Genomic DNA, 24,332 nt, shown 5'->3' on the forward strand with positions numbered 1-24,332 from the left:
GGAGTAACCATGGCTGACGGGGAAAAGGGCGAGTTCCTCATCGTCACGGGCATGTCGGGCGCTGGACGCACGACGGTGGCGAACGCACTCGAGGACCTCGGCTGGTATGTCGTCGACAACCTGCCGCCGCAGATCCTCCGCCCGCTGCTCGACCTCACCGACATGGGCGGCAATGCGCTGCCCAAGGTCGCCGCAGTGGTCGATGTCCGAGGACGCAATCTCTTCGACGACTTCCCCGGAGTCGCTCGCGCCCTGCGATCACGGGGGTCCGTTCGGGTGCTGTTCCTCGATGCCTCCGATGACGTGCTCGTCCGGCGGTTCGAGTCGGTGCGCAGGCCCCACCCCCTCCAGGGAGACGGCACGCTTCTCGACGGGATCCGCATCGAGCGGCACAAACTCGCTCCGATCAGGGAATCCGCTGATCTGGTCATCGACACATCTGCGCTAAACATCCATCAGCTCGCCACCCAGGTCTCCGATCTGTTCTCGGAAGAGGGTGCTGCTCGCCATCGCGTGACGCTGATGAGCTTCGGCTTCAAGTACGGGCTGCCGACGGACGTCGATCTGGTCGCAGACATGCGGTTCCTCCCGAACCCGTTCTGGAATGAGGAGCTGCGCGGACTCACCGGCAAAGACGAGCCCGTCAGGGACTATGTGCTGTCCCGCGAGGGCGCCACAGAGTTCCTCGACGCCTACACGGCAGCTCTCACTCCGGTGCTCGAGGGATATCAGCGCGAGAACAAGAGCCACTCGACGATCGCGATCGGCTGCACCGGCGGCAAACACCGCTCGGTCGCCATGGTGGAGGAGCTGGCTCGTCGGCTCGCCGCCGTCCCCGGCGTGGCCGTGAACGTGCGTCATCGAGACCTCGGCAGGGAATAGCAGGAGCCTCCGTCAGAGTAGGCTGGAGGTTTGCGTCGCGATCCGGCGCGTGAGCGTAGAGGAGTGTCGTGGCACTAACCACCGACGTCAAGGCTGAGCTGGTCAGCATCCGCAATGCACCCCCGACGGTGCGTGTCGCGGAGGTCACCTCGATCCTCCGGTTCGCCGGCGGATTGCACTCGATCGCCGGACGGGTCGCCGTCGAGGCGGAGGTGGATGCCGAGATCCTCGCGCAGCGCGTCGCCCGCGACCTCGCCGAGATCTACGGTGTTCGGCCCGAGATCGCCCAGGTGCAGTCAAGCACCGCCAACGACGGCGCCCGCTGGGCCGTCAGGGTCATCGCGTCGGGAGAGACCCTCGCACGCCAGACAGGGCTGCTCGACCAGCGTCGTCGCCCCGTCCGTGGCCTGCCCAACCGCCTGACCACCGGGTCTCGCGCCGAGATCGCCGGCCTCTGGCGTGGTGCGTTCCTCGCTGCAGGAACCCTCAGCGAGCCTGGTCGATCGGCCATGCTCGAGGTCGCCTGCCCCTCCTCCGAGGCTGCCATGGCGCTCGTGGGTGCCGCGCACCGTCTCGGCGTGGCCGCGAAGGCCCGCGAGGTACGCGGCATGCCGCGCGTCGTCGTCCGCGAGGGCGAGGCGATCCGCACGATCCTCAGCGAGATGGGCGCGCAGAAGACCGCCGTCACGTGGGAGGAGATGCGCCAGCGCCGCGAGGTCCGCGCTGGTGTCAACCGCCTGGTGAACTTCGACGACGCGAACCTGCGTCGCTCCGCGCAGGCCGCTGTCGCAGCCTGCGCGCGGGTCGAGCGAGCGCTCGAGATCCTCGCCGACGAGGTGCCCGACCACCTCAAGGTCGCCGGCGAGCTCCGTCTCGCGCACCGCGACGCGAGCCTCGACGAGCTGGGCCACCACGCCGACCCGCCCATGACCAAGGATGCCGTCGCCGGACGCATCCGTCGACTTCTCGCCATGGCGGACAAGCGTGCGCAGCAGGAGGGCATCCCCGGCACTGAGGCGGCGGTGCCCGCCGGACTCGACGTCTGAGCCCGTCCGTCGACATCAGCGAGGCGATCCCTGTCAAGGGGTCGCCTCGCTTCGTCATATGAGGGAAGGATCAGGGTCGGCGGCACGTTGTCGTCACTAGGATGAGTTAAGTCCGCTCTACGCCGCACCTCGGCGGCGCAGAGGATCGGCAAGCGCCGCGGCGCGGCGCGGATTGGATGAAAGCGACATGGCGATTTACACGCTCCCCGACCTTCCCTACGACTTCGCAGCCCTCGAGCCGCACATCAGCGGCAAGATCATGGAGCTGCACCATGACAAGCACCACGCGACCTACGTCGCCGGCGCGAACACCGCCCTCGAGCAGCTCGCCGAGGCCCGTGACAGCGGCAACCTCGCCAACGTGAACAAGCTCGAGAAGGACCTCGCGTTCAACCTCGGCGGTCACGTCAACCACTCGATCTTCTGGACGAACCTCTCGCCCACCGGCGGCGGACAGCCCGAGGGCGAGCTCAAGGCCGCCATCGACGAGTTCTTCGGCTCGTTCGAGAAGTTCCAGGCGCACTTCACCGCCAACGCCCTCGGCATCCAGGGCTCCGGATGGTCCGTCCTCAGCTGGGACTCGATCGGCCAGCGCCTGATCATCCAGCAGCTGTTCGACCAGCAGTCGAACACGGCAGCGGGCACCGTGCCGCTGTTCCAGCTCGACATGTGGGAGCACGCCTTCTACCTCGACTACCTCAACGTGAAGGCCGACTACGTCAAGGCCGCGTGGAACATCGCCAACTGGGAGAACGTCGCCCAGCGCTTCGAGGCAGCCCGCGAGAAGACGAACGGCCTGCTGGTACTGTCGTAATCGGGTCGCGTCCCGACGTGCCAAGTCTCGTCGGGACGCCATCTCAGCCAAAAACCCCCGCGCACCGCGCACGCACGATTGCTGCGCACAGCGCATGAGAAACAGGGAGACCTGAGTGTCTGTCAAGATCGGTATCAACGGCTTCGGCCGTATCGGACGCAACTACTTCCGCGCGGCTCTCGCGCAGGGAGCGGACATCGAGATCGTCGCTGTCAACGACCTCACCGACAACAAGACCCTTGCCCACCTTCTGAAGTACGACTCGGTGGGCGGCGTCCTCGATGCTGACATCAGCTACGACGACGAGAGCATCACGGTCAACGGCAAGGCCATCAAGGCGTTCGCAGAGCGCGACCCCGCCGGCCTCCCGTGGGGCGAGCTGGGTGTCGACATCGTCATCGAGTCGACCGGCTTCTTCACCAAGGCCGAGCTCGCCAAGAAGCACATCGAGGCAGGCGCCAAGAAGGTCCTCATCTCGGCACCGGGAACCGGCGTCGACGGCACGTTCGTCATGGGCGTGAACGAGGACACGTACAACCCGGAGACCGATCACATCATCTCCAACGCCTCGTGCACGACCAACTGCCTCGCACCGCTGGCCCAGGTCTTCAACGACGCGTTCGGCATCGACCGCGGCTTCATGATGACGGCTCACGCGTACACCGCAGACCAGAACCTGCAGGACGGCCCGCACAGCGACCTGCGTCGTGCCCGCGCCGCCGCCATCAACATCACCCCGGCATCCACCGGCGCTGCCAAGGCGATCGGCGAGGTCCTCCCCGAACTCCAGGGCAAGCTGAGCGGCTCGTCGTACCGCGTGCCGGTTCCCACCGGCTCGATCGTCGACCTCACGCTGATCACCGACCGTGAGAACCTCACGGTCGAAGAGGTCAACGAGGCGTACAAGAAGGCTGCAGCCGACGGCCGCCTCGCCGGCTTCCTGCAGTACAACGAAGACCAGATCGTCTCGAGCGACATCGTGCACAACCCGCACTCGTCGATCTTCGACGCCACGCTGACCAACGTCAGCGGCAACCTGGTCAAGGTCTCCAGCTGGTACGACAACGAGTGGGGCTACTCCAACCGCCTCGTCGACCTGACCGAGTACGTGGCCGAGCGTCTCTGAGACACCTCCCATGACTCTGCGCACCCTGGATTCACTGGGTTCGCTCGAGGGCAAGCGCGTCATCGTCCGTTGTGATCTCAACGTCCCCCTGCGGGATGCGATCATCACGGACGATGGCCGTGTCCGTGCCTCGTTGCCGACCCTCAATGCACTGATCAACGCGGGCGCCCGCGTCGTCGTGTGCTCGCACCTCGGACGACCCGACGGTGCGCCTGACCCGCAGTACAGCCTCGCGCCGGTCGCCCAGCGACTTTCGGAGCTGCTCGGCAAGCCGGTCGCGTTCGCGCGCGACACCGTCGGCGAGTCGGCGCAGGAGGCAGTCGCCTCGCTCGAGGACGGCGGCATCGTCGTCATCGAGAACCTGCGGTTCAACCCGGGGGAGACCTCGAAGGACGACGCCGAGCGCGGCGCCTTCGCGGCTCAGCTCGCAGAGCTCGGCGACGTCCTCGTCTCCGACGGCTTCGGTGTCGTGCACCGCAAGCAGGCGAGCGTCTACGACCTCGCCGAGCGGCTGCCGTCGGCTGCCGGACTGCTCATCGCAGCGGAGCTCGACGTGCTCGACCGCCTCACCGAGAACCCCGAGCGCCCGTACGCGGTCGTGCTCGGCGGGTCGAAGGTGAGCGACAAGCTCGGGGTCATCTCGCACCTGCTGCCGCGCGTGGATCGCATCCTCGTCGGCGGCGGGATGCTGTTCACCTTCCTGAAGGCACAGGGCCATGCCGTGGCATCCAGCCTCCTCGAAGAGGACCAGCTCGAGACCGTCCGCGGCTACATCGCCGAGGCCGAGAAGCGCGGCGTGGAGCTCGTACTCCCGACCGACGTGGTGGTCGCATCGTCGTTCGCGGCCGACGCCGACCACGAGGTCACGGCCGCCGATGCCATCGAGAGCACCGCTTTCGGTGCGTCGGGCATCGGTCTGGACATCGGTCCGGAGACGGCCGCTCGGTTCGCCGAGGTCATCCGCGGATCCAAGACCGTGTTCTGGAACGGCCCGATGGGCGTGTTCGAGTTCCCGGCCTTCGCGGGTGGCACCAAGGCCGTCGCGCAGGCGCTCACCGAGGTCGACGGTCTCAGTGTCGTCGGCGGTGGCGACTCGGCTGCGGCCGTGCGTCAGCTCGGCTTCACCGACGACCAGTTCGGTCACATCTCGACCGGCGGCGGCGCCAGCCTCGAGTTCCTCGAGGGAAAGAAACTACCCGGCCTGGAGGTGCTCGGATGGGCCTGAACGCCCGTACCCCGCTGATCGCGGGAAACTGGAAGATGAATCTCGACCACCTGCAGGCGGTCGCATTCGTGCAGAAGCTGCACTGGACGCTCAAGGATGCCAAGCACGAGGACGGCTCGGTCGAGGTCGCGGTGTTCCCGCCCTTCACCGACATCCGCAGCGTGCAGACGCTGATCGACGCGGACAAGATCCCCTTCGCGCTCGGTGCGCAGGACATCTCGGCACACGATTCCGGTGCATACACCGGTGAGGTGTCGGGAGCGTTCCTCGCGAAGCTCGACGCGAAGTACGTCATCATCGGCCACTCGGAGCGCCGCGAGTACCACGCGGAATCCGACGAGGTCGTCGCGGCGAAGACGAAGGCCGCGCTCAAGCACGGCCTCTCGCCGGTGATCTGCGTGGGCGAGACCGCGGAGGACCTCGAGAAGTTCGGCGCGAGCGCGGTTCCGGCCGGACAGCTCGAGGCTGCTCTGCAGGGGCTCTCCAAGGATGCCGACATCGTCGTGGCGTACGAGCCGGTCTGGGCCATCGGCTCCGGCCAGGCCGCCACGCCGCAGCAGGCGCAGGATGTCTGCGCTGCGCTGCGCACGGTGATCGCCAAGGTTCTCGGTGATGACGCTGCGGCGCGCACCCGGATCCTCTACGGCGGATCGGTCAAGTCGGCGAACATCGCGAGCTACATGCGTGAGCCCGATGTCGACGGCGCACTCGTCGGAGGCGCGAGCCTCGTGGTCGACGAATTCGCCGCGATCATCCGGTTCGAGAAGCACGTCGGCGTGTGAGTGTGGCGGGGCTCCGGCCCCGCCGCACCGTATACTTGACCGTTACCGGGGCAATCCTGCCCCAGCGAAAGGCTCTTCCTCGTGGAAATTCTCGAGTTCGTCCTGCAGGTGGTGCTGGGCATAACCAGCGTCCTGCTGACTCTCCTCATCCTCCTCCACAAGGGTCGCGGTGGCGGCCTGTCCGACATGTTCGGTGGCGGAATGACGTCGGCTGTCGGCTCGTCGGGTCTCGCTGAGCGCAATCTCAATCGTTTCACCGTGATCCTCGCTCTGGCGTGGTTCGTGTCGATCGTCGCGCTCGGTCTCATCACGAAGTTCGAGGTGATCTGATGGCTACCGGCGGCAATGCGATCCGAGGGACCCGTGTCGGTTCCGGCCCCATGGGCGAGCAGGACCACGGCTACCATGCCGACCGCATCGCGGTGTCCTACTGGGACGGACTCGGCAACGAGACGGTCCGCTACTTCGCGGCAGGTCTTCCTGAAGAGGAGATCCCCGAGACCATCGACCACCCGCAGTCCGGGCTGCCTGCCGGGCGCGACAAGGCCAACCCGCCTGCGCTGGCGAAGGCGGAGCCGTACAAGACGCACCTCGCGTACGTGAAGGAGCGTCGTACCGACGAAGAAGCAGTCCAGCTTCTCGAAGACGCGCTCACCCAGCTGCGTGAGCGTCGGGGCCAGTGACCTCGAGCTGATCTCAGAGAAGAAGCCGTCGCGATCTGATCGCGACGGCTTCTTCCGTATCCGGCGGCGGTCTCAGCGGCATCCGGCTGCGGCGTCGATGTAGGACTGCGGCGGGTACCCGTACGCCCAGACGCCGTTCGCGTCGTCCGTGAACCCCATGCCGATCGCCCACGCGGTGGCCCACTTCTCGATGCTGTCCTGCGTCGACGAGTCGTACATGTCCTCGCACTTGACGCTGATCGCGTGGCCGACCTCATGCGCGACGAGTGCCTTGCTGCGATCGGCAGGCCACTGCTCGGCCACCGAGTTCGAGAGCTCGATCACCGCGCGGTCGGGTTCATCCCACCACCAGGTCGTCAGACCGCCCATGCTCCCGTTCTCGCCGGCGCCGTTGACGATCTGGTTCCAGTCGAACTCGAGCAGGACACCGGGTGCCAGCGACCGGGCATACGCCTCGATCTCGAGCCGCACGCCCTGCAGAGGACCGGCCTTCTCGCTCAGCTCCGCGTTCTCGGAGGCGACGACCTGTGCAGCGGCATCCTGGAGAGCCACGAACGTGGTGACGGCGGAGTCGTCGAGAGCTGAGGCGCCGGCGGCAGTGGAGGCGGCATCACGCAGAGCGATGACGTCGTCGTTCTTGGCGGAGACGTGCGCGGCCTCGAACGAAGCGGCAGCGGTCGCGGCGGAGCCGAGGAACGCGAGACCGGCACCCGTCACCAGCGTCTCGGCCTCAGCGAGTGCGGGGGATTCCACGGCGAGCTCGGAGTCGAGATCCTCGAGATCCTGGATGTCGAGCCGGAGCGCCTCGGATGCGCCGAACAGCTCCCAGAAGAAGACGGGTTTCGATCCTTCATCCGGCAGCGCGGTGTCGAGCACCTGATCGGCGGACGCCGAGGTGTCGGCGGCCTCGGTGATCGACGCCGCCAGTGCCTCCTTCGCGGTCGGGTCTGCGAGCACACCCGAATCGCTGTTCAGCAGGAGGGTCGCGGTGTCAGAGGTCGAGACGAGCCGGTCGGAGGAGAGCGTGACCTCTGCGATCGTGTCCTGGGCCGCGGCTTTGGTGCCGTCGAAATCCGCGCGCGTGTCGTCGTACCCGAGATTCGCGGTGATCTGCACCGCTCCGACGGCAGCGACGGCGACGAGTGCGCCGAAGACGCCGATGAGGGGCCCCGTCCTCCTCCTGCGCGGCCGCGGTGCCTGCGGGAACGCGCTGACGATGTGCGCGGGGAGGACATGCCCTCCAGGTGAGTGCTCGAAGAATCCGAGGGGAGCAGACATTCGGTGGGGACCTCCGGTCGGGACCTGCGTATCTCGACTCTGCCAGAAGAAAGCCCGCTGAACGGGAAAACGTCGAAGGCCCCCGCGTCTGCGGGGGCCTTCGGAGTGAGGGGCTGACGAGAATCGAACTCGCATCATCTGTTTGGAAGACAGAGGCTTTACCACTAAGCTACAGCCCCGATATCGGCGTGGTCCGGGAGGACTGTGCCGACTCATCGATCATAGCGGACTGACGGAGGTGCTCGTGTCCGTTAGACTCGGTGGGGCTGAATCTGCATGCGGATTCCCCGGGGCGTAGCTCAGTTTGGTAGAGCGCCCGCTTTGGGAGCGGGAGGTCGCAGGTTCAACTCCTGTCGCCCCGACATGGCTTCAACGGCCTGACAGCCGCGATTCAGCGCGGAAATCACAAGGAGAGCACACCAGAATGGCGAACAGCACCGTCGAGAAGCTGACCCCGACCCGGGTCAAGCTCAGCATCACGGTCACCCCCGACGACCTCAAGCCCAGCATCGCGCACGCCTACGAGCACATCGCTCAGGACGTTCAGATCCCCGGCTTCCGCAAGGGCAAGGTCCCCGCTCCGATCATCGACCAGCGAATCGGTCGCGGCGCGGTCATCGAGCACGCGGTCAACGAGGGCCTCGACAAGTTCTTCCGCGACGCGACCGTCGAGCACAAGCTCCGCGTCGTCGGCCGTCCCGCCGCCGACATCACGCAGTGGCCGAATGAGAAGGACTTCTCGGGCGACCTGCTCGTCGACATCGAGGTGGACGTCCGCCCCGAGATCGAGATCCCCGCCTACGACGGCATCACCCTGACGGTCGACGCCGTCGAGGCCGACGAGGCTGCGCTCGACGCAGAACTCGAGAACATGCGCGCCCGCTTCGGCACGCTCGTTCCCGTCGACCGCCCCGCAGCGAAGGGCGACTTCGTCGAGCTCGACCTCGTCGCCACCATCGACGGCGCCGAGATCGATCGCGCCGAGGGCGTCTCCTACGAGGTCGGCTCCGGCGAGCTGCTCGAGGGCATCGACGATGCGATCGAGTCGCTCACCGCCGGTGAGGACACCACGTTCCGCTCCGCACTCGTGGGCGGCGACCACGCCGGCTCCGAGGCTGAGGTCTCCGTCACCGTCAAGGCCGTCAAGGAGCGCGAGCTGCCCGAGGCCGACGATGACTTCGCTCAGATCGCCAGCGAGTTCGACACGATCGCCGAGCTCCGCGCGAGCCTCGCCGAGCGCGTCTCGCAGCAGGGTGTCTTCACGCAGGGTTCCGCGGCGCGCGACAAGCTCGTCGAGACGCTGCTCGAGCAGATCGACATCCCCGTTCCGCCGAAGCTCATCGAAGACGAGGTGCACAACCACCTCGAGGGTGAGAACCGCCTCGAGGACGACGTGCACCGCGCCGAAGTCACCGAGGCCAGCGAGAAGCAGTTCCGCACGCAGGTGCTGCTCGACACGATCGCCGAGCAGGCCGACGTGCAGGTCTCGCAGGAGGAGCTCTCGCAGTACCTCATCCAGTCCGCGTCGCAGTACGGCATGGCTCCCCAGGAGTTCGTCGAGGCGCTGCAGTCGTCGAACCAGCTTCCCGCGCTGGTCGGCGAGGTCGCCCGCAACAAGGCCCTCGCGATCGCGCTCGGCAAGGTCAAGGTCGTCGACACGAACGGCAAGTCCGTCGATCTGTCGGACTTCGTCGTGACCGACGACGAGGCTGCGGCCGAGACCGAGGCTGTGGCCGACGAGAAGCCCGCGAAGAAGGCTCCGGCCAAGAAGGCGGCCGCGAAGAAGGCTGACGACACGGACGCTGCTGAGAAGCCGGCCGCGAAGAAGCCCGCTGCGAAGAAGGCCCCTGCCAAGAAGGCCGACGACGCCGAGGCTGCTGAGAAGCCGGCCGCGAAGAAGCCCGCTGCCAAGAAGGCTCCGGCCAAGAAGGCAGCCGATAAGGCTGAGTGATCGAACACGATCTCTGAGAAAGGGGCGGATGCTGCGGCATCCGCCCCTTTCTCGTGAACGGACGAGATGAGGAGCGAGGACATGACGAAGACCTGGGATGAGCGCATCGACGAGGTGTGGGCCGATGCGACGGGCGAAGAGGTCGGCGACGAGACCATCGCCCGAATCGACGCACTCGCTGCCGAGCGCGGTGCCGACGATGCGCGTGCGGAGTTCGAGCGGGCTGGCGCCAGGGACTCCGCCGGTCGCCCGGCGGAAGCGGTCCGGCTGTACCGTCGTGCACTCGCTCTGGGCCTCGACGACGAGCACCGTCCGCAGTGCGTGATCCAGCTGGCCAGTTCGCTGCGCAACCTCGGTGAGTTCGAGGAGGCTCTCTCGGTGATCCGCGCCGAGGAGGAGCTGTCCTCCCACGGCCCCTATCGCGATGCCGTGGCCACCGTCCACGCGCTGATCCTGGCGAGCTCTGGGCGGCCGGCGCACGGTCTGTCCGTCGCGCTGCTGGCTCTCGTCCCTCACCTGCCTCGGTACCACCGCTCGATGACCGCCTACGCGCACGAGATCGCGGAACTCGACGCCTGATATGCCGACGGCGAACACGGCCTGAGCGCTGCGTTGTCGCCGGTAGATTCGAATCACTGAAACACGGAATCAGGAGCTGACATGGCTGCAGAACCCCTCCTCGCTACGAGCGTCTTCGACCGACTGTTGAAAGACCGCATCATCTGGCTGGGATCGGAGGTGCGCGACGACAATGCGAACGAGATCTGCGCGAAGATCCTCCTTCTCGCCGCAGAGGACTCCGAGAAGGACATCTACCTCTACATCAACTCGCCCGGCGGATCGATCACCGCGGGCATGGCGATCTACGACACGATGCAGTTCGTCCCGAACGACATCGTCACCGTCGGAATCGGCATGGCCGCATCGATGGGTCAGCTGCTGCTGACCGCAGGCACGAAGGGCAAGCGCTACATCACCCCGAATGCCCGAGTGCTGCTGCACCAGCCGCACGGCGGCTTCGGCGGCACGTCGAGCGACATCCAGACGCAGGCGCAGTTGATCACCTCGATGAAGAACCGCCTCGCCGAGATCACTGCGGCGCAGACCGGCAAGTCGGTCGAGCAGATCAACGAAGACGGTGACCGCGACCGCTGGTTCACCGCCGATGAAGCGCTCGAGTACGGCTTCGTCGACCACATCCGCGACTCGGCCACCGACGTCGTCGGTGGCGGCGGAACCGACCAGGACATCAAGTAACGGAAAGCGAAAGGACTCTCATGTACGCACCCACCTTCCGCTCTGCCGGCGATCTGCCCTCCAGCCGCTACGTGCTTCCTCAGTTCGAGGAGCGCACGGCTTACGGCTTCAAGCGCCAGGACCCCTATAACAAGCTGTTCGAAGATCGCGTGATCTTCCTCGGCGTCCAGGTCGACGACGCGTCGGCCGACGACGTCATGGCCCAGCTGCTCGTTCTCGAGAGCCAGGACTCCGAGCGCGACATCACGATGTACATCAACTCACCCGGTGGCTCGTTCACCGCGATGACGGCGATCTACGACACGATGCAGTACGTCGCGCCGCAGATCCAGACCGTGGTGCTCGGTCAGGCGGCATCCGCCGCCTCCGTGCTGCTCGCGGGCGGCCACCCCGGAAAGCGTCTCGCTCTGCCCAACGCCCGAGTGCTCATGCACCAGCCGGCGATGGGCGAGGCCGGACACGGTCAGGCATCCGACATCGAGATCCAGGCGGCGGAGATCCTGCGCATGCGCACCTGGCTCGAGGAGACGATGGCCCGCCACACCGGCAAGCCGGTCGAGCAGGTCAACCGCGACATCGACCGCGACAAGATCCTGTCCGCCGCCGAGGCGCTGGACTACGGCATCGTCGACCAGGTGCTCACCTCGCGCAAGCGCGTGTGACCTCCTGCTGTTCTGAAAGGACGTCGGCCCCTCGGGGCCGGCGTCTTTTCTCGTGTACGCGGCGAATGTGCGACGCTTCAGCAGAAGAGTGCGCATATGAGCACACGGGTGCGCGAACGGTGATCGCGCCGTAAGCTGGACGCGGAAGGAGGATGCTGTGGAAGAAGAACTCACCATGGTCCGCGTCGCCGAGCTGTACTACGACGAAGACAAGACCCAGGACGAGATCGGCGCGCTCCTGAAGCTCTCCCGCTGGAAGGTGGGCCGTCTGCTCACTCAGGCGCGTGAGCGCGGCATCGTCCGGATCGAGATCGTGCATCCGCGAGCTCGGCGCCTCGGACTCGAGCGGCAGCTCGTCGAACGCCACGGTCTGAGGGCCGCCGTCGTCGTCCCCTCTCCCGACGGCGACGACGGAACGCTCGAACGCGTCGCTCAGGCCGCCGCCGACTTCCTCACCGCCATGCGTCCGGTTCCGCGCACCCTCGGCGTCAGCTGGGGGCGCACGCTCCGTGCCGTCGCCGAGGCGCTGCCCGACGGCTGGGCCACCGGCGTCACGGTCGTGCAGCTCAACGGGGGAGTGAGTCTCAACCGTCGCTCGGGCGGAGCCGCAGGCCTCGCCGTCACGATCGCCCAGCGCGCCTCCGGACATGTGTCCCTTCTGCCGAGCCCGGCGATCCTCGAACGGGTCGAGACCAAACAGGCGATCGAGGCCGACCGCACGGTCGCTGCCGTCCTCGAAGAGGCTGCCGAGGCACAGGCGTTCCTGTTCACGGCCGGTCCCTGCGACGCCACCTCGGCCCACGTCGAGAACGGTTACCTCTCGGCATCCGACGTCGAGGAGCTCGCCCGCCGCGGCGCCGTGGGCGACGTGCTCGGGCGTTACATCGACGCGGACGGCAACATCGTCGACCCGCAGCTCGACGCCCGGACGGTCGGAGTCGACCTCGGTCGACTGCGCGCCGCGAAGCGCTCGATCTTCGTCACCGCGGGTGACGCCAAGCATGACATCGCGCGTACAGTCGTGACCAGCGGCCTGTGCAGCGTCCTGGTGACAGATGAGACCACAGCACGAGCATTGTTGGAGGAACAATGACGACCCAAGAACTCAGCCGCAGAGCGGCGGTGGATGTCCTCGGCGGTGAGCCGGATGACGCCACGCTCCGCCGCTTCCTGCATGGACTCCCCGGCGTCGACGCCGTCGGCCTCGAGCAGCGCGCTGCCGGTCTCGGCACGCGATCGATCAAGACGACGTCGAAGGCCTGGGCCCTCGACACGATCATCAAGCTGATCGACCTCACGACCCTCGAAGGCTCGGACACGCCCGGCAAGGTGCGCTCGCTCGTCGCGAAGGCCAAGAACCCCGATGCCGCAGATCCGACGACCCCCAAGGTCGCCGCCGTCTGCGTGTACGGCGACATGGTCGGCGACGCGGTCGAGGCGCTCGGCGCACTGCACGGGGATCCGGACGACGGTCTGATCTCGGTCGCCGCGGTCGCCACGGCCTTCCCGAGCGGACGCTCGTCGCTGGCCATCAAGCTCGCCGACACGGCAGAGGCCGTCGCGGCGGGTGCGGACGAGATCGACATGGTCATCGACCGCGGGGCGTTCCTCTCCGGTCGCTACGGACTCGTGTACGACCAGATCGCCCAGGTGAAGGAGGCGTGCCGTCGTGCGGACGGCTCGTACGCCTCGCTCAAGGTCATCCTCGAGACCGGTGAGCTGAACACCTACGACAACATCAAGCGCGCGTCGTGGCTCGGCATCCTCGCCGGCGGCGACTTCATCAAGACGTCCACCGGCAAGGTGCAGCCCGCGGCCACCCTGCCGACGACGCTGCTGATGCTCGAGACGGTGCGCGACTGGCACCGCGGCACGGGAGAGCGCATCGGCGTGAAGCCCGCCGGCGGCATCCGCGCCTCCAAGGACGCGGTCAAGTACCTCGTCACCGTGGCCGAGACCGTGGGTGAGGAGTGGCTTCAGCCGCACCTCTTCCGCTTCGGCGCCTCGAGCCTGCTGAATGACGTGCTGCTTCAGCGTCAGAAGCTCACCACCGGCCACTACTCCGGCCCCGACTACGTCACGATCGACTAGGAGCCCCCGAATATGTCATTCCTGGAATACGCTCCGGCACCGGAGTCGAAGGCGGTCTTGAACCTCAAGGACAGCTACGGGCTGTTCATCGACGGCGAGTTCGTCGACGGCTCGGGCCCGAGCTTCACCACCATCTCGCCCTCCGACGAGACCCGCATCGCCGAGATCGCGTCCGCGAGCGATGAGGACATCGATCGGGCGGTCGCCGCCGCGCGTCGCGCCTACGACAAGACCTGGTCGAAGATGAGCGGTCGCGATCGGGGCAAGTACCTGTTCCGCATCGCCCGCCTCGTGCAGGAGCGGGCTCGTGAACTCGCCGTCGCCGAGAGCCTCGACAACGGCAAGCCGATCAAGGAGAGCCGCGACGTCGACGTTCCACTCGTCGCATCCTGGTTCTTCTACTACGCGGGCTGGGCCGACAAGCTCGACCACGCAGGGCTCGGAGCGAATCCGCGCGCGCTCGGCGTCGCCGGGCAGATCATCCCCTGGAACTTCCCGCTGCTGATGCTCGCCTGGAAGCTCGCCCCCGCCCTTGCCGCTGGGAACACCGTCGTGCTGAAGCCTGCCGAGACCACGCCGCTCACGGCGCTGATCTTCGCAGAGATCCTGCAGCAGGCCGATCTTCCCGCGGGTGTGGTCAACATCGTCACGGGCGCGGGTGCGACCGGCGCCTCTCTCGTGCGCCACCCGGATGTCGACAAGGTGGCCTTCACCGGCTCGACCGGAGTCGGTCGCGACATCGCCCGTGCTGTCGCCGGAACGAACAAGAAGCTCACGCTCGAGCTGGGAGGCAAGGCAGCGAACATCGTGTTCGACGACGCGCCCATCGACCAGGCCGTCGAAGGAATCGTCAACGGCATCTTCTTCAACCAGGGGCACGTGTGCTGCGCCGGAAGCCGACTGCTCGTGCAGGAGTCGATCCACGACGAGGTCATCGACCGCCTGAAGAACCGCCTCTCGACCCTGCGTCTCGGCGACCCGCTCGACAAGAACACCGACATCGGTGCGATCAACTCGGCGGCCCAGCTCGCCCGCATCCGGGAGCTCAGCGACATCGGCGAGGCCGAGGGCGCGGAGCGCTGGACGGCGGACTGCGCGATCCCCGACAAGGGATTCTGGTTCGCCCCGACGATCTTCACCGGAGTCGAGGCGTCGCATCGCATCGCCCGTGACGAGGTCTTCGGGCCCGTCCTGTCGGTGCTTACGTTCCGAACGCCGGCCGAGGCGATCGCGAAGGCGAACAACACCCCGTACGGTCTCTCCGCGGGCATCTGGTCCGACAAGGGCTCCCGTATCCTGGCGGTCGCCGACCGGCTCCGTGCCGGCGTGATCTGGGCCAACACGTTCAACCGTTTCGACCCGTCGAGCCCGTTCGGCGGTTACAAGGAGTCCGGATACGGCCGTGAGGGCGGACGTCAGGGTCTCACCGCGTACCTGAAGGGGGCCGCAGCATGAGCAAGCGACACGGTGCCAATGACCGACTCAGTGTTCCGAAGACGTACAAGCTGGCCATCGGCGGCGCGTTCCCCCGCAGCGAGTCGGGTCGCACCTACGAGGTGCTCTCGGCGAAGGGGGCGTTCCTGGCGAACGCCGCTCAGGGATCCCGCAAGGATGCCCGCGATGCCGTCGTCGCCGCCCGCGCAGCCGTCAAGGGCTGGTCGGGAGCGACCGCCTACAACCGGGGACAGGTGCTCTACCGTGTAGCTGAGGTGCTCGAGGGGCGCCGTGCGCAGTTCATCGACGAGATCGCCGCGCAGGAGGGCGTCTCGACGTCCGCAGCCGCCGCGCAGGTCGACGAGGCGATCGACCTCTGGGTCTGGTACGCCGGCTGGTGCGACAAGTACGCACAGGTCGCGGGCAACGCGAATCCCGTCTCCGGTCCGTATTTCAACATCTCGGTGCCGGAGCCGACCGGTGTGGTCGCGATCGTCGCACCGCAGGACTCCGCCCTGCTCGGTCTCGTCTCGGTCGTGGCTCCCGCGCTCGTCGCGGGCAACACGGTCGTCGTGATCGCGAGCGAACGGCATCCGCTCTCCGCCATCAGCCTCGCCGAGGTGCTCGCGACGAGCGACGTGCCGGGGGGAGTGGTGAACGTCCTCACCGGGTCTCCGGCCGAGATGGCGCCGTGGCTCGCCTCGCACCAGGACGTCAACGCCCTCGATCTGGCCGGTGCAGGGGATCTCGAGTGGATCGACATGCAGATCGCGGCGGCCGACACGCTGAAGCGCGTCCTCGCCCCTGGCGAGGTGGTGGCTTCGCCCGAGCGCATCGGAGCCTTCACCGAGGTGAAGACCGTCTGGCACACCAAGAGCATGGTCTGAACCCACCCGGAAGGCCCGCCCAGCGCATCGTTCGGGCGGGCCTTTCGCGTGCGAGTCGATACGGACTCGAGATGTCCTCCGCCGCGCCAATGCGTCCCGGTGTCGGATGCAGCGGTTAGGCTCAGTAGACGATCTCTGGATCCCCCCTAGGAGGACGCGCATGGCCCGTATCGGTGAAAGCGCTGACCTGTTCAAGTGCTCGTTCTGCGGAAAGAGTCAGAAGCAGGTGCAGCAGCTCATCGCTGGCCCCGGTGTGTACATCTGCGACGAGTGCGTCGAGCTGTGCAACGAGATCATCGAGGAGCGGATGGCGGAATCCTCCGCCGAGGGCAGTGCGGACTTCGAGCTGCCGAAGCCCCGCGAGATCTTCTCCTTCCTCGAGGAGTACGTCGTCGGTCAGGAGCCCGCGAAGAAGGCTCTCGCCGTCGCGGTGTACAACCACTACAAGCGCATCCGTGCACACGGCACGCTTCAGACAGCCGAGCAGAAGGCCGAGAGCGTCGAGATCGCGAAGAGCAACATTCTGCTCATCGGGCCGACCGGCTGCGGCAAGACCTACCTGGCTCAGACCCTCGCGAAGAAGCTCAACGTGCCATTCGCGGTCGCGGACGCCACGGCGCTCACCGAGGCGGGGTACGTCGGCGAGGATGTCGAGAACATCCTGCTCAAGCTCATCCAGGCAGCTGACTACGACGTCAAGCGCGCGGAGCAGGGCATCATCTACATCGACGAGGTCGACAAGATCGCCCGCAAGGCCGAGAACCCCTCGATCACCCGCGACGTGTCGGGCGAGGGCGTGCAGCAGGCGCTGCTCAAGATCATCGAGGGCACGGTCGCATCGGTACCCCCGCAGGGCGGGCGCAAGCACCCGCACCAGGAGTTCCTGCAGATCGACACGTCGAATGTGCTGTTCATCGTCGCCGGCGCGTTCGCGGGCCTCGAGGACATCGTGTCGGCGCGCGTCGGCAAGCACGGCATCGGCTTCGGTGCTCCGCTGCACGACAAGGGCAAGGACCTCGATCTGTTCAGCGAGGTGCTCCCCGAAGATCTGCACAAGTTCGGACTGATCCCCGAGTTCATCGGCCGTCTTCCCGTCGTGACATCTGTGTCGCCTCTCGACCAGGATGCTCTCATCGACATCCTCACCGGTCCCCGCAATGCGCTCGTCAAGCAGTACCAGCGCATGTTCGAACTCGACGGCGTTCAGCTCGAGTTCGAAGAGGGCGCGCTCCGCTCGATCGCCGATCTGGCCGTCGAGCGCAAGACCGGCGCTCGCGGACTGCGTGCCATCCTCGAAGACGTGCTGGGCCCGATCATGTTCGAGATCCCCTCGGCCGAAGACGTTGCGAAGGTCATCGTGACTCAGGCGGCCGTCGACGAGGGGGCACCTCCCACGATCGTGATGGAGCGCAAGCGCAAGAGCGCGTGAGTTCCGCTCCCTCGCCCTGGCGGGTGGTCGACAGCGAGACCGTCGTCGCCGACCGATGGATCCGTGTGCGCGCGGACGACTGCCGTGATGCGGGCGATCGTCGGATCGCGCCCTATTACGTGCTCGAGTACGGGGACTGGATCTCAGTGCTCGCGCTGGATGCCGACGGTGAAGCGATCATCGTCGAGGAGTACCGCCACGGAGCGGGGATCGTCGCGATGGGGACGATCGGAGGCGGCGTCGAACCTGGCGAAGCTCCGATCGAGGCAGCAGCCCGGGAACTCCGCGAGGAGACGGGCTACGAGCCGGGTGAGATCGTCGAACTCGGATCGACCTGGGCGAACTTCGGCAATCACACCAACCGCGTGCATCACTTCCTCGCCCGCGGCTGCGTCCGCGTCGCAGAGCAGGCGCTCGACGACAGCGAGGCGATCGCCGTGCACGTGGTGTCTCTCGACGGTCTAGGAGACCACCTCGCTCAGAGCTATCACCAGCTCACCTGGTACAAGGCGATGGAGCTGCTCGCCCGCTGAGACGAGGTGGATCGAGGTGGATCGAGGTGATCCTGCTCAGGTATCGAGCCCTCGACGCTTCAGCAGAGGGGCGATCTCGGCGTCGCGGCCACGGAACTCGCGGTACGCGTCGAGAGGGTCCTTCGATCCGCCGACCCCGAGGAGGCGCGCGCGGAATCGATCGCCGTTCTCGCGCGTGAGCCCGCCGTTCTCTCGGAACCAGTCGACGGTGTCGGCGTCGAGCACCTCGCTCCAGATGTAGGAGTAGTAGCCAGCGCTGTACCCGCCCGAGAACACGTGGGCGAAGTAGGTCGATGAATAGCGGGTCGGCACCACAGGGTCGTCAAGACCGATGTCGGCGAGCGCCGCGCTCTCGAACGAGGAGACGTCGGTGATCTCGGCGTCGGGCCCCACCCGATGCCACGCCTGATCGAGCCAGGCGGCCGCGAGGTACTCGCTCGTGTCGTGGCCCTGGTTGAAAGCCTCGGTCGCGCGCAGCCGCGCGACGATCGTCGGGTCGAGGGGCTCGTCGGTCTCGTGGTGATGCGCGTAGTTGTCGAGCACCTCGGGCCAGAGGATCCACATCTCGTTCACCTGGCTGGGGAACTCGACGAAATCACGGAAGACATTGGTGCCGGCGAAGTGCGGATACGTCACCACGGCGAAGAGGCCGTGCAGGGCGTGCCCGAACTCGTGGAAGAGCGTGGTGACCTCATCGAGGGTCAGCAGGGTCGGCTCTCCGTCGCCGGGAAGCGGCACGTTGAGGTTGTTGACCACGACCGGCAGCGTGCCGCGAAGATGCGACTGGCTCACGATGGGGTTCATCCATGCGCCGCCGCGCTTCGAGTCGCGCGTGTAGAGATCGAGCACGTACAGTCCGAGGGCGGCGCCGTCGGCGTTGTGCACCTCGAACACGCGCGCCCCCGGGTGGTAGGCCACCAGATCGTGCCGTTCGGTGAAGGTGACGCCGTAGAGCCGGTTGGCGGCGAAGAATACGCCGTCCTGCAGCACCCGCTCCGCCTCGAACCACGGTCGGAGGGCGCTCGTGTCGATGTCGTAGCGCGCGGTGCGCACCTTCTCGGTGTAGAACGCCCAATCGTGCGCCTCGACGGGGAAGGGGTCGCTCTCGGTCTCGTCGACGATCGTCTGCAGGGCTTGCCGCTCGGCACGGGCGTTGCGCGCGGCCGGGGCGGCGAGCTCACGCAGCATCCGCTCGACCGCCTCGGGAGTGCCTGCAGTCTCGTCGGCCGTGACGTATGCCGCGTGCGATGCGTAGCCGAGCAGTTCAGCGCGCTCTGCGCGGAGCCGCACGATCTCGCGCAGGACCGGGCGGTTGTCGTTGCCGTTGTCACGCGATGCGCGCATGCGGGACGCATCCATGATCCGTCGCCGCGCCTCGCGTTCACGCAGCTGCGCGAGATACGGGTGCCCCGTGAACAGGGGCAGCGAGATCAGGAATCTGCCGCCGAGGCCGCACTCCTCTGCGGAGCGAGAGGCGGCCGAGAGCTCTCCCGTGCTGAGACCGGCGAGCTCCTCGGCGGAGTCGAACACCACGGCCAGGTCGTTGGTATCGTTCAGCAGGTTGCGTTCGAACGTGTTGTTGAGCGTCGAGAGCTGCTGATTGAGCAGGGTGAGCCGCTCCTTCGCAGCGTCATCGAGGGCGGCACCCGCGTGCGTCATCTCACGGTGGTGCCGTTCGACGAGGTAGCGCTGCTCGTCGTCGAGGTCGAGCTCGGCGAGTTGCGCGTGCACCTGCTGCACGCGCCAGTACAGGGCGCCGTCGAGGGTGATCGCGTCCTGATGCGCGGCCATCAGGGGAGCGAGGTGCTCGTCGATCTCCTGGATCTCGGGCGTCGCATCGGCCGAGGTCACCGTGTAGAACGCATGCGCGACTCGGTCGAGCAGGTCGCCGGAGCGCTCGAGCGCTTCGATCGTGTTCTCGAAGGTGGGCATCGAGCGCACCATCGTGATCCGCGAGATCTCGCGAAGGTGCTCATCGAATGCGGCCTGAAACGCCGGAAGGTAGTGCTCGGGCCTGATCGCGGCGAAGTCGGGAAGACCGTAGGGGAGCGTGGACGGCTGCAGCAGCGGGTTCGAGGCGTCGGTCATCCTCTGAGCCTAGCCATCACCCGCTGGAGGGCCTCGACGACGAGGCGGACCGACTGCCGCCTCAGATTCTCGGGCCGCGCGAGCACGTCGATCATCCGGTGGGTGCTGACTCCTCGCAGCGGGAGCCGGACGATGTCGCGATCGTCGACCGTGCGGGTCGTGTAGCGCGGCAGCATCCCCAGCACTCCGCCGGCGGCGACGACAGCGGCGATCGCCCCGTAGTCGTTGATCCTGTGGCGGATCTCGACGGGGCGGCCGGCCACGGCGGACACCGCGCGCAGCACGTCGTCGGGGGAGTATCCGACACGGCTCGTGACCCACGGGCTGTCGACCACGTCGAAGGATGTCACCTGGCCACGCGCGGCGAGGGGATGGGATGCCGAGACGGCGACGTCGAGCGGCTCCCGCACGAGCGCCAGGCTGCGCACCCCGTCGGTGGGCCAGGGAGGCGAGTGCTCCATGCGGTGGGCGAGCACGAGGTCGTAGCGGGCGGTGAGAGCCGGGAAGTCGCTCTGCGCCACGTCCTCGTCTGTGAGCTGCACGGTCGGCGGCGCATCCGCCGCGTCGAGTTCTCGGATCAGCGGGCCGAAGAGCGCCTGTCCCACGCTGTGGAATCCGCTGACCGTGACGGTGCCGCTGCTGTCGCCCTCGAAGTCGTCCACCGCGCTGCGCGCTGCAGCCATGGCATCGATCGCGTCGGCGCCGGCCGTGGCGAGCACTTCGCCTGCGGCGGTCAGCGCCAGGCGACGCCCGTCTCTCCGCGTGAGCGGCGTGCGAAAGCTCCGCTGCAGCGCCGCGAGGTGCTGCGACACGGCCGAGGGGGTGACGTGCAGGTTGTCGGCGACGGCGGCGACGCTGCCCAGCGCGCCGAGCTCTCTGAGGATCTGCAGTTGATGGAGTTCCATGCTCACAGATTAGCGATTGCTACATTATCGATGCAGAGCTTCGGGATTGCTCTACATCGTCGCTCGCGATGGGATCGACGTATGAAGGCACTGTTCAAAGCGGAACGCGCAGCGGGCCTCGAGCTCGTCGATCGTCCTGAGCCCACAGCGGCGGCCGACGAGGTGGTGATCCGCGTGCTGCGCACGGGGATCTGCGGAACCGACCTCCACATCCGCCGGTGGGATGACTGGGCCGCATCTGCGATCGAGGCTCCGCTGATCCCCGGCCACGAGTTCTACGGAGAGGTCGTCGAGGTCGGACCGCTCGTGAATGACATCGCGGTCGGCGACCGCGTCTCCGGCGAGGGGCACATCGTCTGCGGCACGTGCCGCAACTGCCGGGCGGGGCGACGGCAGATGTGCATCCGCACGATCGGCCTCGGGCTGCAGCGAGACGGCGCTTTCGCCGAGTTCCTCGCCCTGCCGGCGACCAATGTCTGGGTGCATCACGCCGACGTCACGCCGGAGCTCGGCGCGATCTTCGACCCGCTCGGAAACGCCGTCCACACGGCCCTCGCCTTCCCGCTCGTCGGCGAGGACGTGCTCGTGACGGGATGCGGGCCGATCGGTCTGATGGCGATCGCCGTCGCCCGGCATGCCGGCGCACGGTTCATCGCGGCGACGGACGTGAGTGCTCCCCGTCTCGAGATGGCGCGTCTGATGGGCGCCGACGAGGTCGTCGACGTCTCGGTCCGCGACATCCGTGATGCCCAGCGCTGTCTCGGACTGCGCGAGGGATTCGACATCGGGTTCGAGATGAGCGGTGCGGCGTCGGCGCTGCCCGCGATGATCGACAACATGAACCACGGTGGGCGGATCGCGATGCTCGGTCTGCCCAGGGCCGGGTTCGACATCGACTGGGGCAAGCTCGTCACCCACATGCTCACGATCAAGGGCATCTACGGACGCGAGATGTTCGAGACATGGAACGCGATGGGGGCGATGCTGCAGACCAGCGCGACTCTGCGCGACTCGATCGGACGGGTGATCTCCGACGTGATCCCCGCCAGGGATTGGGAACAGGGTTTCGCCGCGGCAGAGTCCGCGGGAACGGGAAAGATCATCCTCGATTGGACGGAGCTGTGATGTACGGGACATTCAGGAAGCATGTGGCGGACGAACTCGACGGCATCGAGGCTGCGGGCCTCATGAAGCACGAGCGCGGCATCCGTGGACCGCAGAGCGCCGAGATCACGGCGGACGGCGCGGAGGTGCTCAACTTCTGCGCCAACAACTATCTGGGGCTCGCGGACGATCCTCGAATCCTCGAATCAGCGACCATGGCGCTGCAGGAGTGGGGCTACGGGCTCGCCAGCGTCCGCTTCATCTGCGGCACCCAGGAGCAGCACCTGGAACTGGAGCGCCGACTCGCGGGGTTCCTCGGAACGGACGATGCGATCCTGTACTCCTCGTGCTTCGACGCCAACGGGGGAGTCTTCGAGACGCTGTTCGGCGCCGAGGACGCGATCATCTCGGACGAGCTCAACCACGCGTCGATCATCGACGGGATCCGTCTCTCCAAGGCCCGTCGACTGCGGTACCGAAACCGCGACATGGCGGATCTCGAGGCGCAGCTGGCGGCGGCATCCGATGCCCGTTTCCGGGTGGTCGTCACGGACGGCGTCTTCTCGATGGACGGCTACATCGCACCCCTCGCCGAGATCTGCGACCTGGCCGAGCGCTACGACGCTCTCGTGTTCGTCGACGACTCTCATGCCGTCGGCTTCGTGGGGGAGGACGGCCGGGGCACGCCCGAGTTCTGTGGGGTCGCGGATCGGGTGGACATCTACACGGGCACGTTCGGCAAGGCGCTCGGTGGAGCATCCGGCGGCTACGTCGCCTCGCACGCCGACATCGTCGCTCTGCTGCGTCAGCGCTCCCGACCGTATCTGTTCTCGAACACGCTCGCGCCCGCGATCGTGGCAGGAACTCTGACCGCTCTCGACCTGGTCGAGGGATCGGCCGACCTCCGAGCGCGTCTGCGCGACAACGCCGCCCTGTTCCGCGAGCGGATGACGGCAGAGGGCTTCGACCTGCTGCCGGGGGAGCATCCGATCGTCCCGGTCATGTTCGGCGATGCGGCGCTCACGGCGCGAATCGCGACGGAGATGCAGGCGCAGGGCATTTACGTGACCGCGTTCAGCTTTCCTGTCGTGCCCCGCGGACTGGCGCGGATCCGCGTGCAGCTGTCGGCGGCGCACACGACCGAGCAGATCGAGAGATGCGTGTCCGCGTTCGTCGCCGCGCGAGCCGTCGTGAGCTGACGGATCCAAGGCAAAGACTTCTTTGCAAAAGAATGCTTGCAAAGAAGTCTTTGCAAGAGTATCTTTGCAGGCATGGCAGAAGAAGAGCAGTTGCGACGACTCGACTCCGGGGCGCTCAAGGCCCTGGCTCACCCGCTGCGTGTGCGGATCTTCGATCTTCTCAGCGCGCACGGGCCGCAGACGGCGAGTTCGCTCGCGTCGATGCTGGGGGAGACCTCCGGGTCCACCAGCTACCACCTGCGCACGCTCTCGGCGCATGACCTGATCCACGAGGTCGAGGGGCGGGGCACCGCTCGAGAGCGCTGGTGGGAGCTGCCCGAGGGACGCATCGACATCCCCGGTCCGAGCCAGAGCATGTCGCCCGCGAACCGGGCAGCGGCGCAGATCGTGTCGTCGGAGTTCTTCCGCCTGCGGCACGAGACCCTGATGTCCTACGTCAACCGGCCGGACACCGAGGTGCCGGAAGGCTGGAAGGACGCGGGCCTGATCGCCACGACCCTGCTCGAGATGACCCCCACGCAGATGGAGGATCTCAAGGACGAGCTCATGGGAGTCATCGAGAGTGCCGTCGGGCGATATCGCGGCCAGACCGGGCCAGACGTGCGCCGGGTGTCGATGCGCACAGAGCTCTTCGACCTTCCGGCGACCGGGCCGGTGCTCTCCGTTGCCGCTGAATCGAACGAGGGGGAATCATGACCAGCGCGACCATCCGCCTCGTCGCTCCGACGCAGGCGGAGCGACAGCTCCTCGGCCTCGCCGATCGCCTCACGGGATTCGTCGAGCGACGCATCACTCGTCGGGCCCAGAAGCGTGCCCTCGCGCTCGACCTCCTGCGCGAGCAGCAGACCAGGCGACAGGATCCCCGGGCGGTCGATCACATGCTCGCCCAGATCGGACTCCCTCGGCGCTGAGGCGTTCCGACCACAGCGAAGCCCCCTGCCGCAGGCGCAAGCAGG

General features: G+C 67.0%; 25 protein-coding genes and 2 tRNA genes. 23 read left to right on the plus strand and 4 right to left on the minus strand.

Annotated elements, in window-relative coordinates:
- Window positions 1-9 precede the first annotated feature (9 nt).
- The 8 genes from rapZ to ACQ4LY_RS12810 all read left to right on the plus strand — a co-directional run bounded on the left by rapZ (window position 10) and on the right by ACQ4LY_RS12810 (window position 6,558).
- Window positions 10-882 (plus strand): RNase adapter RapZ, encoded by an 873-nt coding sequence (gene rapZ / locus ACQ4LY_RS12775; protein WP_431072031.1) that lies wholly within the window; start codon window positions 10-12, stop codon window positions 880-882.
- 68 nt (window positions 883-950) lie between these two features.
- Window positions 951-1,928 carry a DNA-binding protein WhiA gene (whiA, locus tag ACQ4LY_RS12780; RefSeq protein WP_311244346.1) on the plus strand — a complete coding sequence of 326 codons (978 nt, stop codon included), beginning with the start codon at window positions 951-953 and terminating at the stop codon, window positions 1,926-1,928.
- 187 nt (window positions 1,929-2,115) lie between these two features.
- Window positions 2,116-2,742 carry a superoxide dismutase gene (locus tag ACQ4LY_RS12785; RefSeq protein ID WP_056307086.1) on the plus strand — a complete coding sequence of 209 codons (627 nt, stop codon included), beginning with the start codon at window positions 2,116-2,118 and terminating at the stop codon, window positions 2,740-2,742.
- A gap of 115 nt (window positions 2,743-2,857) precedes the next feature.
- Window positions 2,858-3,868, plus strand: coding sequence for a type I glyceraldehyde-3-phosphate dehydrogenase (gap, locus tag ACQ4LY_RS12790; RefSeq protein WP_053096657.1), 1,011 nt, complete (start codon window positions 2,858-2,860; stop codon window positions 3,866-3,868).
- 10 nt (window positions 3,869-3,878) lie between these two features.
- A complete protein-coding gene (locus ACQ4LY_RS12795; RefSeq protein WP_431072035.1) occupies window positions 3,879-5,093 on the plus strand; it encodes a phosphoglycerate kinase in 1,215 nt (404 codons plus the stop codon).
- Window positions 5,084-5,875 carry a triose-phosphate isomerase gene (tpiA, locus tag ACQ4LY_RS12800; RefSeq protein WP_056307090.1) on the plus strand — a complete coding sequence of 264 codons (792 nt, stop codon included), beginning with the start codon at window positions 5,084-5,086 and terminating at the stop codon, window positions 5,873-5,875. The genes ACQ4LY_RS12795 and tpiA overlap by 10 nt, the downstream gene beginning before the upstream one ends.
- A gap of 81 nt (window positions 5,876-5,956) precedes the next feature.
- Complete coding sequence (gene secG / locus ACQ4LY_RS12805; RefSeq protein ID WP_053096652.1) at window positions 5,957-6,205, plus strand: preprotein translocase subunit SecG; 249 nt, start codon at window positions 5,957-5,959, stop codon at window positions 6,203-6,205.
- Entirely contained in the window at window positions 6,205-6,558 is a 354-nt protein-coding gene (locus tag ACQ4LY_RS12810; protein ID WP_056307093.1) for an RNA polymerase-binding protein RbpA, read from the plus strand. Before secG ends, ACQ4LY_RS12810 begins: the two co-directional genes overlap by 1 nt.
- Window positions 6,559-6,630: 72 nt before the next feature.
- On the opposite strand, the gene ACQ4LY_RS12815 is transcribed toward ACQ4LY_RS12810, so the two are convergent.
- Together ACQ4LY_RS12815 and ACQ4LY_RS12820 are read right to left on the minus strand one after the other, a co-directional pair.
- Window positions 6,631-7,836: a hypothetical protein gene (locus ACQ4LY_RS12815; RefSeq protein ID WP_431072038.1), complete on the minus strand. Its 1,206-nt coding sequence runs from the start codon at window positions 7,834-7,836 to the stop codon at window positions 6,631-6,633.
- A 108-nt stretch (window positions 7,837-7,944) separates the two neighbouring features.
- A tRNA-Gly gene (locus ACQ4LY_RS12820) sits at window positions 7,945-8,015 on the minus strand.
- Between the two features lie 109 nt (window positions 8,016-8,124).
- Here ACQ4LY_RS12820 and ACQ4LY_RS12825 point away from each other — a divergent pair.
- The 11 genes from ACQ4LY_RS12825 (at window position 8,125) to ACQ4LY_RS12875 (ending at window position 18,080) form a co-directional block, all read left to right on the plus strand.
- Window positions 8,125-8,198: transfer RNA gene (locus tag ACQ4LY_RS12825), tRNA-Pro, on the plus strand.
- A 62-nt stretch (window positions 8,199-8,260) separates the two neighbouring features.
- Window positions 8,261-9,787: a trigger factor gene (gene tig / locus ACQ4LY_RS12830; protein WP_431072040.1), complete on the plus strand. Its 1,527-nt coding sequence runs from the start codon at window positions 8,261-8,263 to the stop codon at window positions 9,785-9,787.
- Window positions 9,788-9,868: 81 nt separating this feature from the next.
- Window positions 9,869-10,366, plus strand: a complete 498-nt coding sequence (locus tag ACQ4LY_RS12835) for a tetratricopeptide repeat protein (protein ID WP_431072042.1) — start codon at window positions 9,869-9,871, stop codon at window positions 10,364-10,366.
- Window positions 10,367-10,447: 81 nt separating this feature from the next.
- Window positions 10,448-11,044: an ATP-dependent Clp protease proteolytic subunit gene (locus ACQ4LY_RS12840; RefSeq protein WP_042540775.1), complete on the plus strand. Its 597-nt coding sequence runs from the start codon at window positions 10,448-10,450 to the stop codon at window positions 11,042-11,044.
- Between the two features lie 20 nt (window positions 11,045-11,064).
- Entirely contained in the window at window positions 11,065-11,706 is a 642-nt protein-coding gene (locus ACQ4LY_RS12845) for an ATP-dependent Clp protease proteolytic subunit (protein ID WP_056307101.1), read from the plus strand.
- Between the two features lie 157 nt (window positions 11,707-11,863).
- Window positions 11,864-12,799 carry a sugar-binding transcriptional regulator gene (locus tag ACQ4LY_RS12850; RefSeq protein ID WP_056307103.1) on the plus strand — a complete coding sequence of 312 codons (936 nt, stop codon included), beginning with the start codon at window positions 11,864-11,866 and terminating at the stop codon, window positions 12,797-12,799.
- Window positions 12,796-13,797, plus strand: coding sequence for a deoxyribose-phosphate aldolase (deoC, locus tag ACQ4LY_RS12855; protein WP_431072045.1), 1,002 nt, complete (start codon window positions 12,796-12,798; stop codon window positions 13,795-13,797). The genes ACQ4LY_RS12850 and deoC overlap by 4 nt, the downstream gene beginning before the upstream one ends.
- A 12-nt stretch (window positions 13,798-13,809) precedes the next feature.
- Entirely contained in the window at window positions 13,810-15,252 is a 1,443-nt protein-coding gene (locus ACQ4LY_RS12860) for an aldehyde dehydrogenase family protein (RefSeq protein WP_431072047.1), read from the plus strand.
- Window positions 15,249-16,118 (plus strand): aldehyde dehydrogenase family protein, encoded by an 870-nt coding sequence (locus ACQ4LY_RS12865; protein WP_431072049.1) that lies wholly within the window; start codon window positions 15,249-15,251, stop codon window positions 16,116-16,118. Before ACQ4LY_RS12860 ends, ACQ4LY_RS12865 begins: the two co-directional genes overlap by 4 nt.
- Before the next feature lie 160 nt (window positions 16,119-16,278).
- A complete protein-coding gene (clpX, locus tag ACQ4LY_RS12870) occupies window positions 16,279-17,547 on the plus strand; it encodes an ATP-dependent Clp protease ATP-binding subunit ClpX (protein WP_431072050.1) in 1,269 nt (422 codons plus the stop codon).
- Window positions 17,544-18,080, plus strand: coding sequence for an NUDIX hydrolase (locus ACQ4LY_RS12875; protein ID WP_431072052.1), 537 nt, complete (start codon window positions 17,544-17,546; stop codon window positions 18,078-18,080). Before clpX ends, ACQ4LY_RS12875 begins: the two co-directional genes overlap by 4 nt.
- Before the next feature lie 36 nt (window positions 18,081-18,116).
- On the opposite strand, the gene ACQ4LY_RS12880 is transcribed toward ACQ4LY_RS12875, so the two are convergent.
- Both ACQ4LY_RS12880 and ACQ4LY_RS12885 read right to left on the minus strand, forming a co-directional pair.
- On the minus strand, window positions 18,117-20,168 hold the full coding sequence (locus ACQ4LY_RS12880) for a M3 family metallopeptidase (RefSeq protein ID WP_431072054.1): 2,052 nt from the start codon (window positions 20,166-20,168) through the stop codon (window positions 18,117-18,119).
- The gene (locus ACQ4LY_RS12885) at window positions 20,165-21,073 is read right to left on the minus strand and encodes a LysR family transcriptional regulator (protein WP_431072056.1); all 909 of its coding nucleotides are present in this window, start codon (window positions 21,071-21,073) and stop codon (window positions 20,165-20,167) included. Before ACQ4LY_RS12885 ends, ACQ4LY_RS12880 begins: the two co-directional genes overlap by 4 nt.
- An 81-nt stretch (window positions 21,074-21,154) precedes the next feature.
- On the opposite strand from ACQ4LY_RS12885, the gene tdh reads away from it, so the two are divergent.
- From tdh to ACQ4LY_RS12905, 4 genes are all read left to right on the plus strand, one after another.
- The gene (gene tdh / locus ACQ4LY_RS12890; RefSeq protein WP_431072058.1) at window positions 21,155-22,198 is read left to right on the plus strand and encodes an L-threonine 3-dehydrogenase; all 1,044 of its coding nucleotides are present in this window, start codon (window positions 21,155-21,157) and stop codon (window positions 22,196-22,198) included.
- Complete coding sequence (locus ACQ4LY_RS12895) at window positions 22,198-23,376, plus strand: glycine C-acetyltransferase (protein WP_431072060.1); 1,179 nt, start codon at window positions 22,198-22,200, stop codon at window positions 23,374-23,376. The genes tdh and ACQ4LY_RS12895 overlap by 1 nt, the downstream gene beginning before the upstream one ends.
- Window positions 23,377-23,448: 72 nt before the next feature.
- Window positions 23,449-24,072 carry an ArsR/SmtB family transcription factor gene (locus tag ACQ4LY_RS12900; RefSeq protein WP_431072062.1) on the plus strand — a complete coding sequence of 208 codons (624 nt, stop codon included), beginning with the start codon at window positions 23,449-23,451 and terminating at the stop codon, window positions 24,070-24,072.
- Complete coding sequence (locus ACQ4LY_RS12905) at window positions 24,069-24,287, plus strand: hypothetical protein (RefSeq protein ID WP_056307130.1); 219 nt, start codon at window positions 24,069-24,071, stop codon at window positions 24,285-24,287. Before ACQ4LY_RS12900 ends, ACQ4LY_RS12905 begins: the two co-directional genes overlap by 4 nt.
- Window positions 24,288-24,332: the final 45 nt, after the last annotated feature.

This window comes from Microbacterium phyllosphaerae (assembly GCF_050628115.1).
Lineage (GTDB): Bacteria > Actinomycetota > Actinomycetes > Actinomycetales > Microbacteriaceae > Microbacterium > Microbacterium phyllosphaerae_A.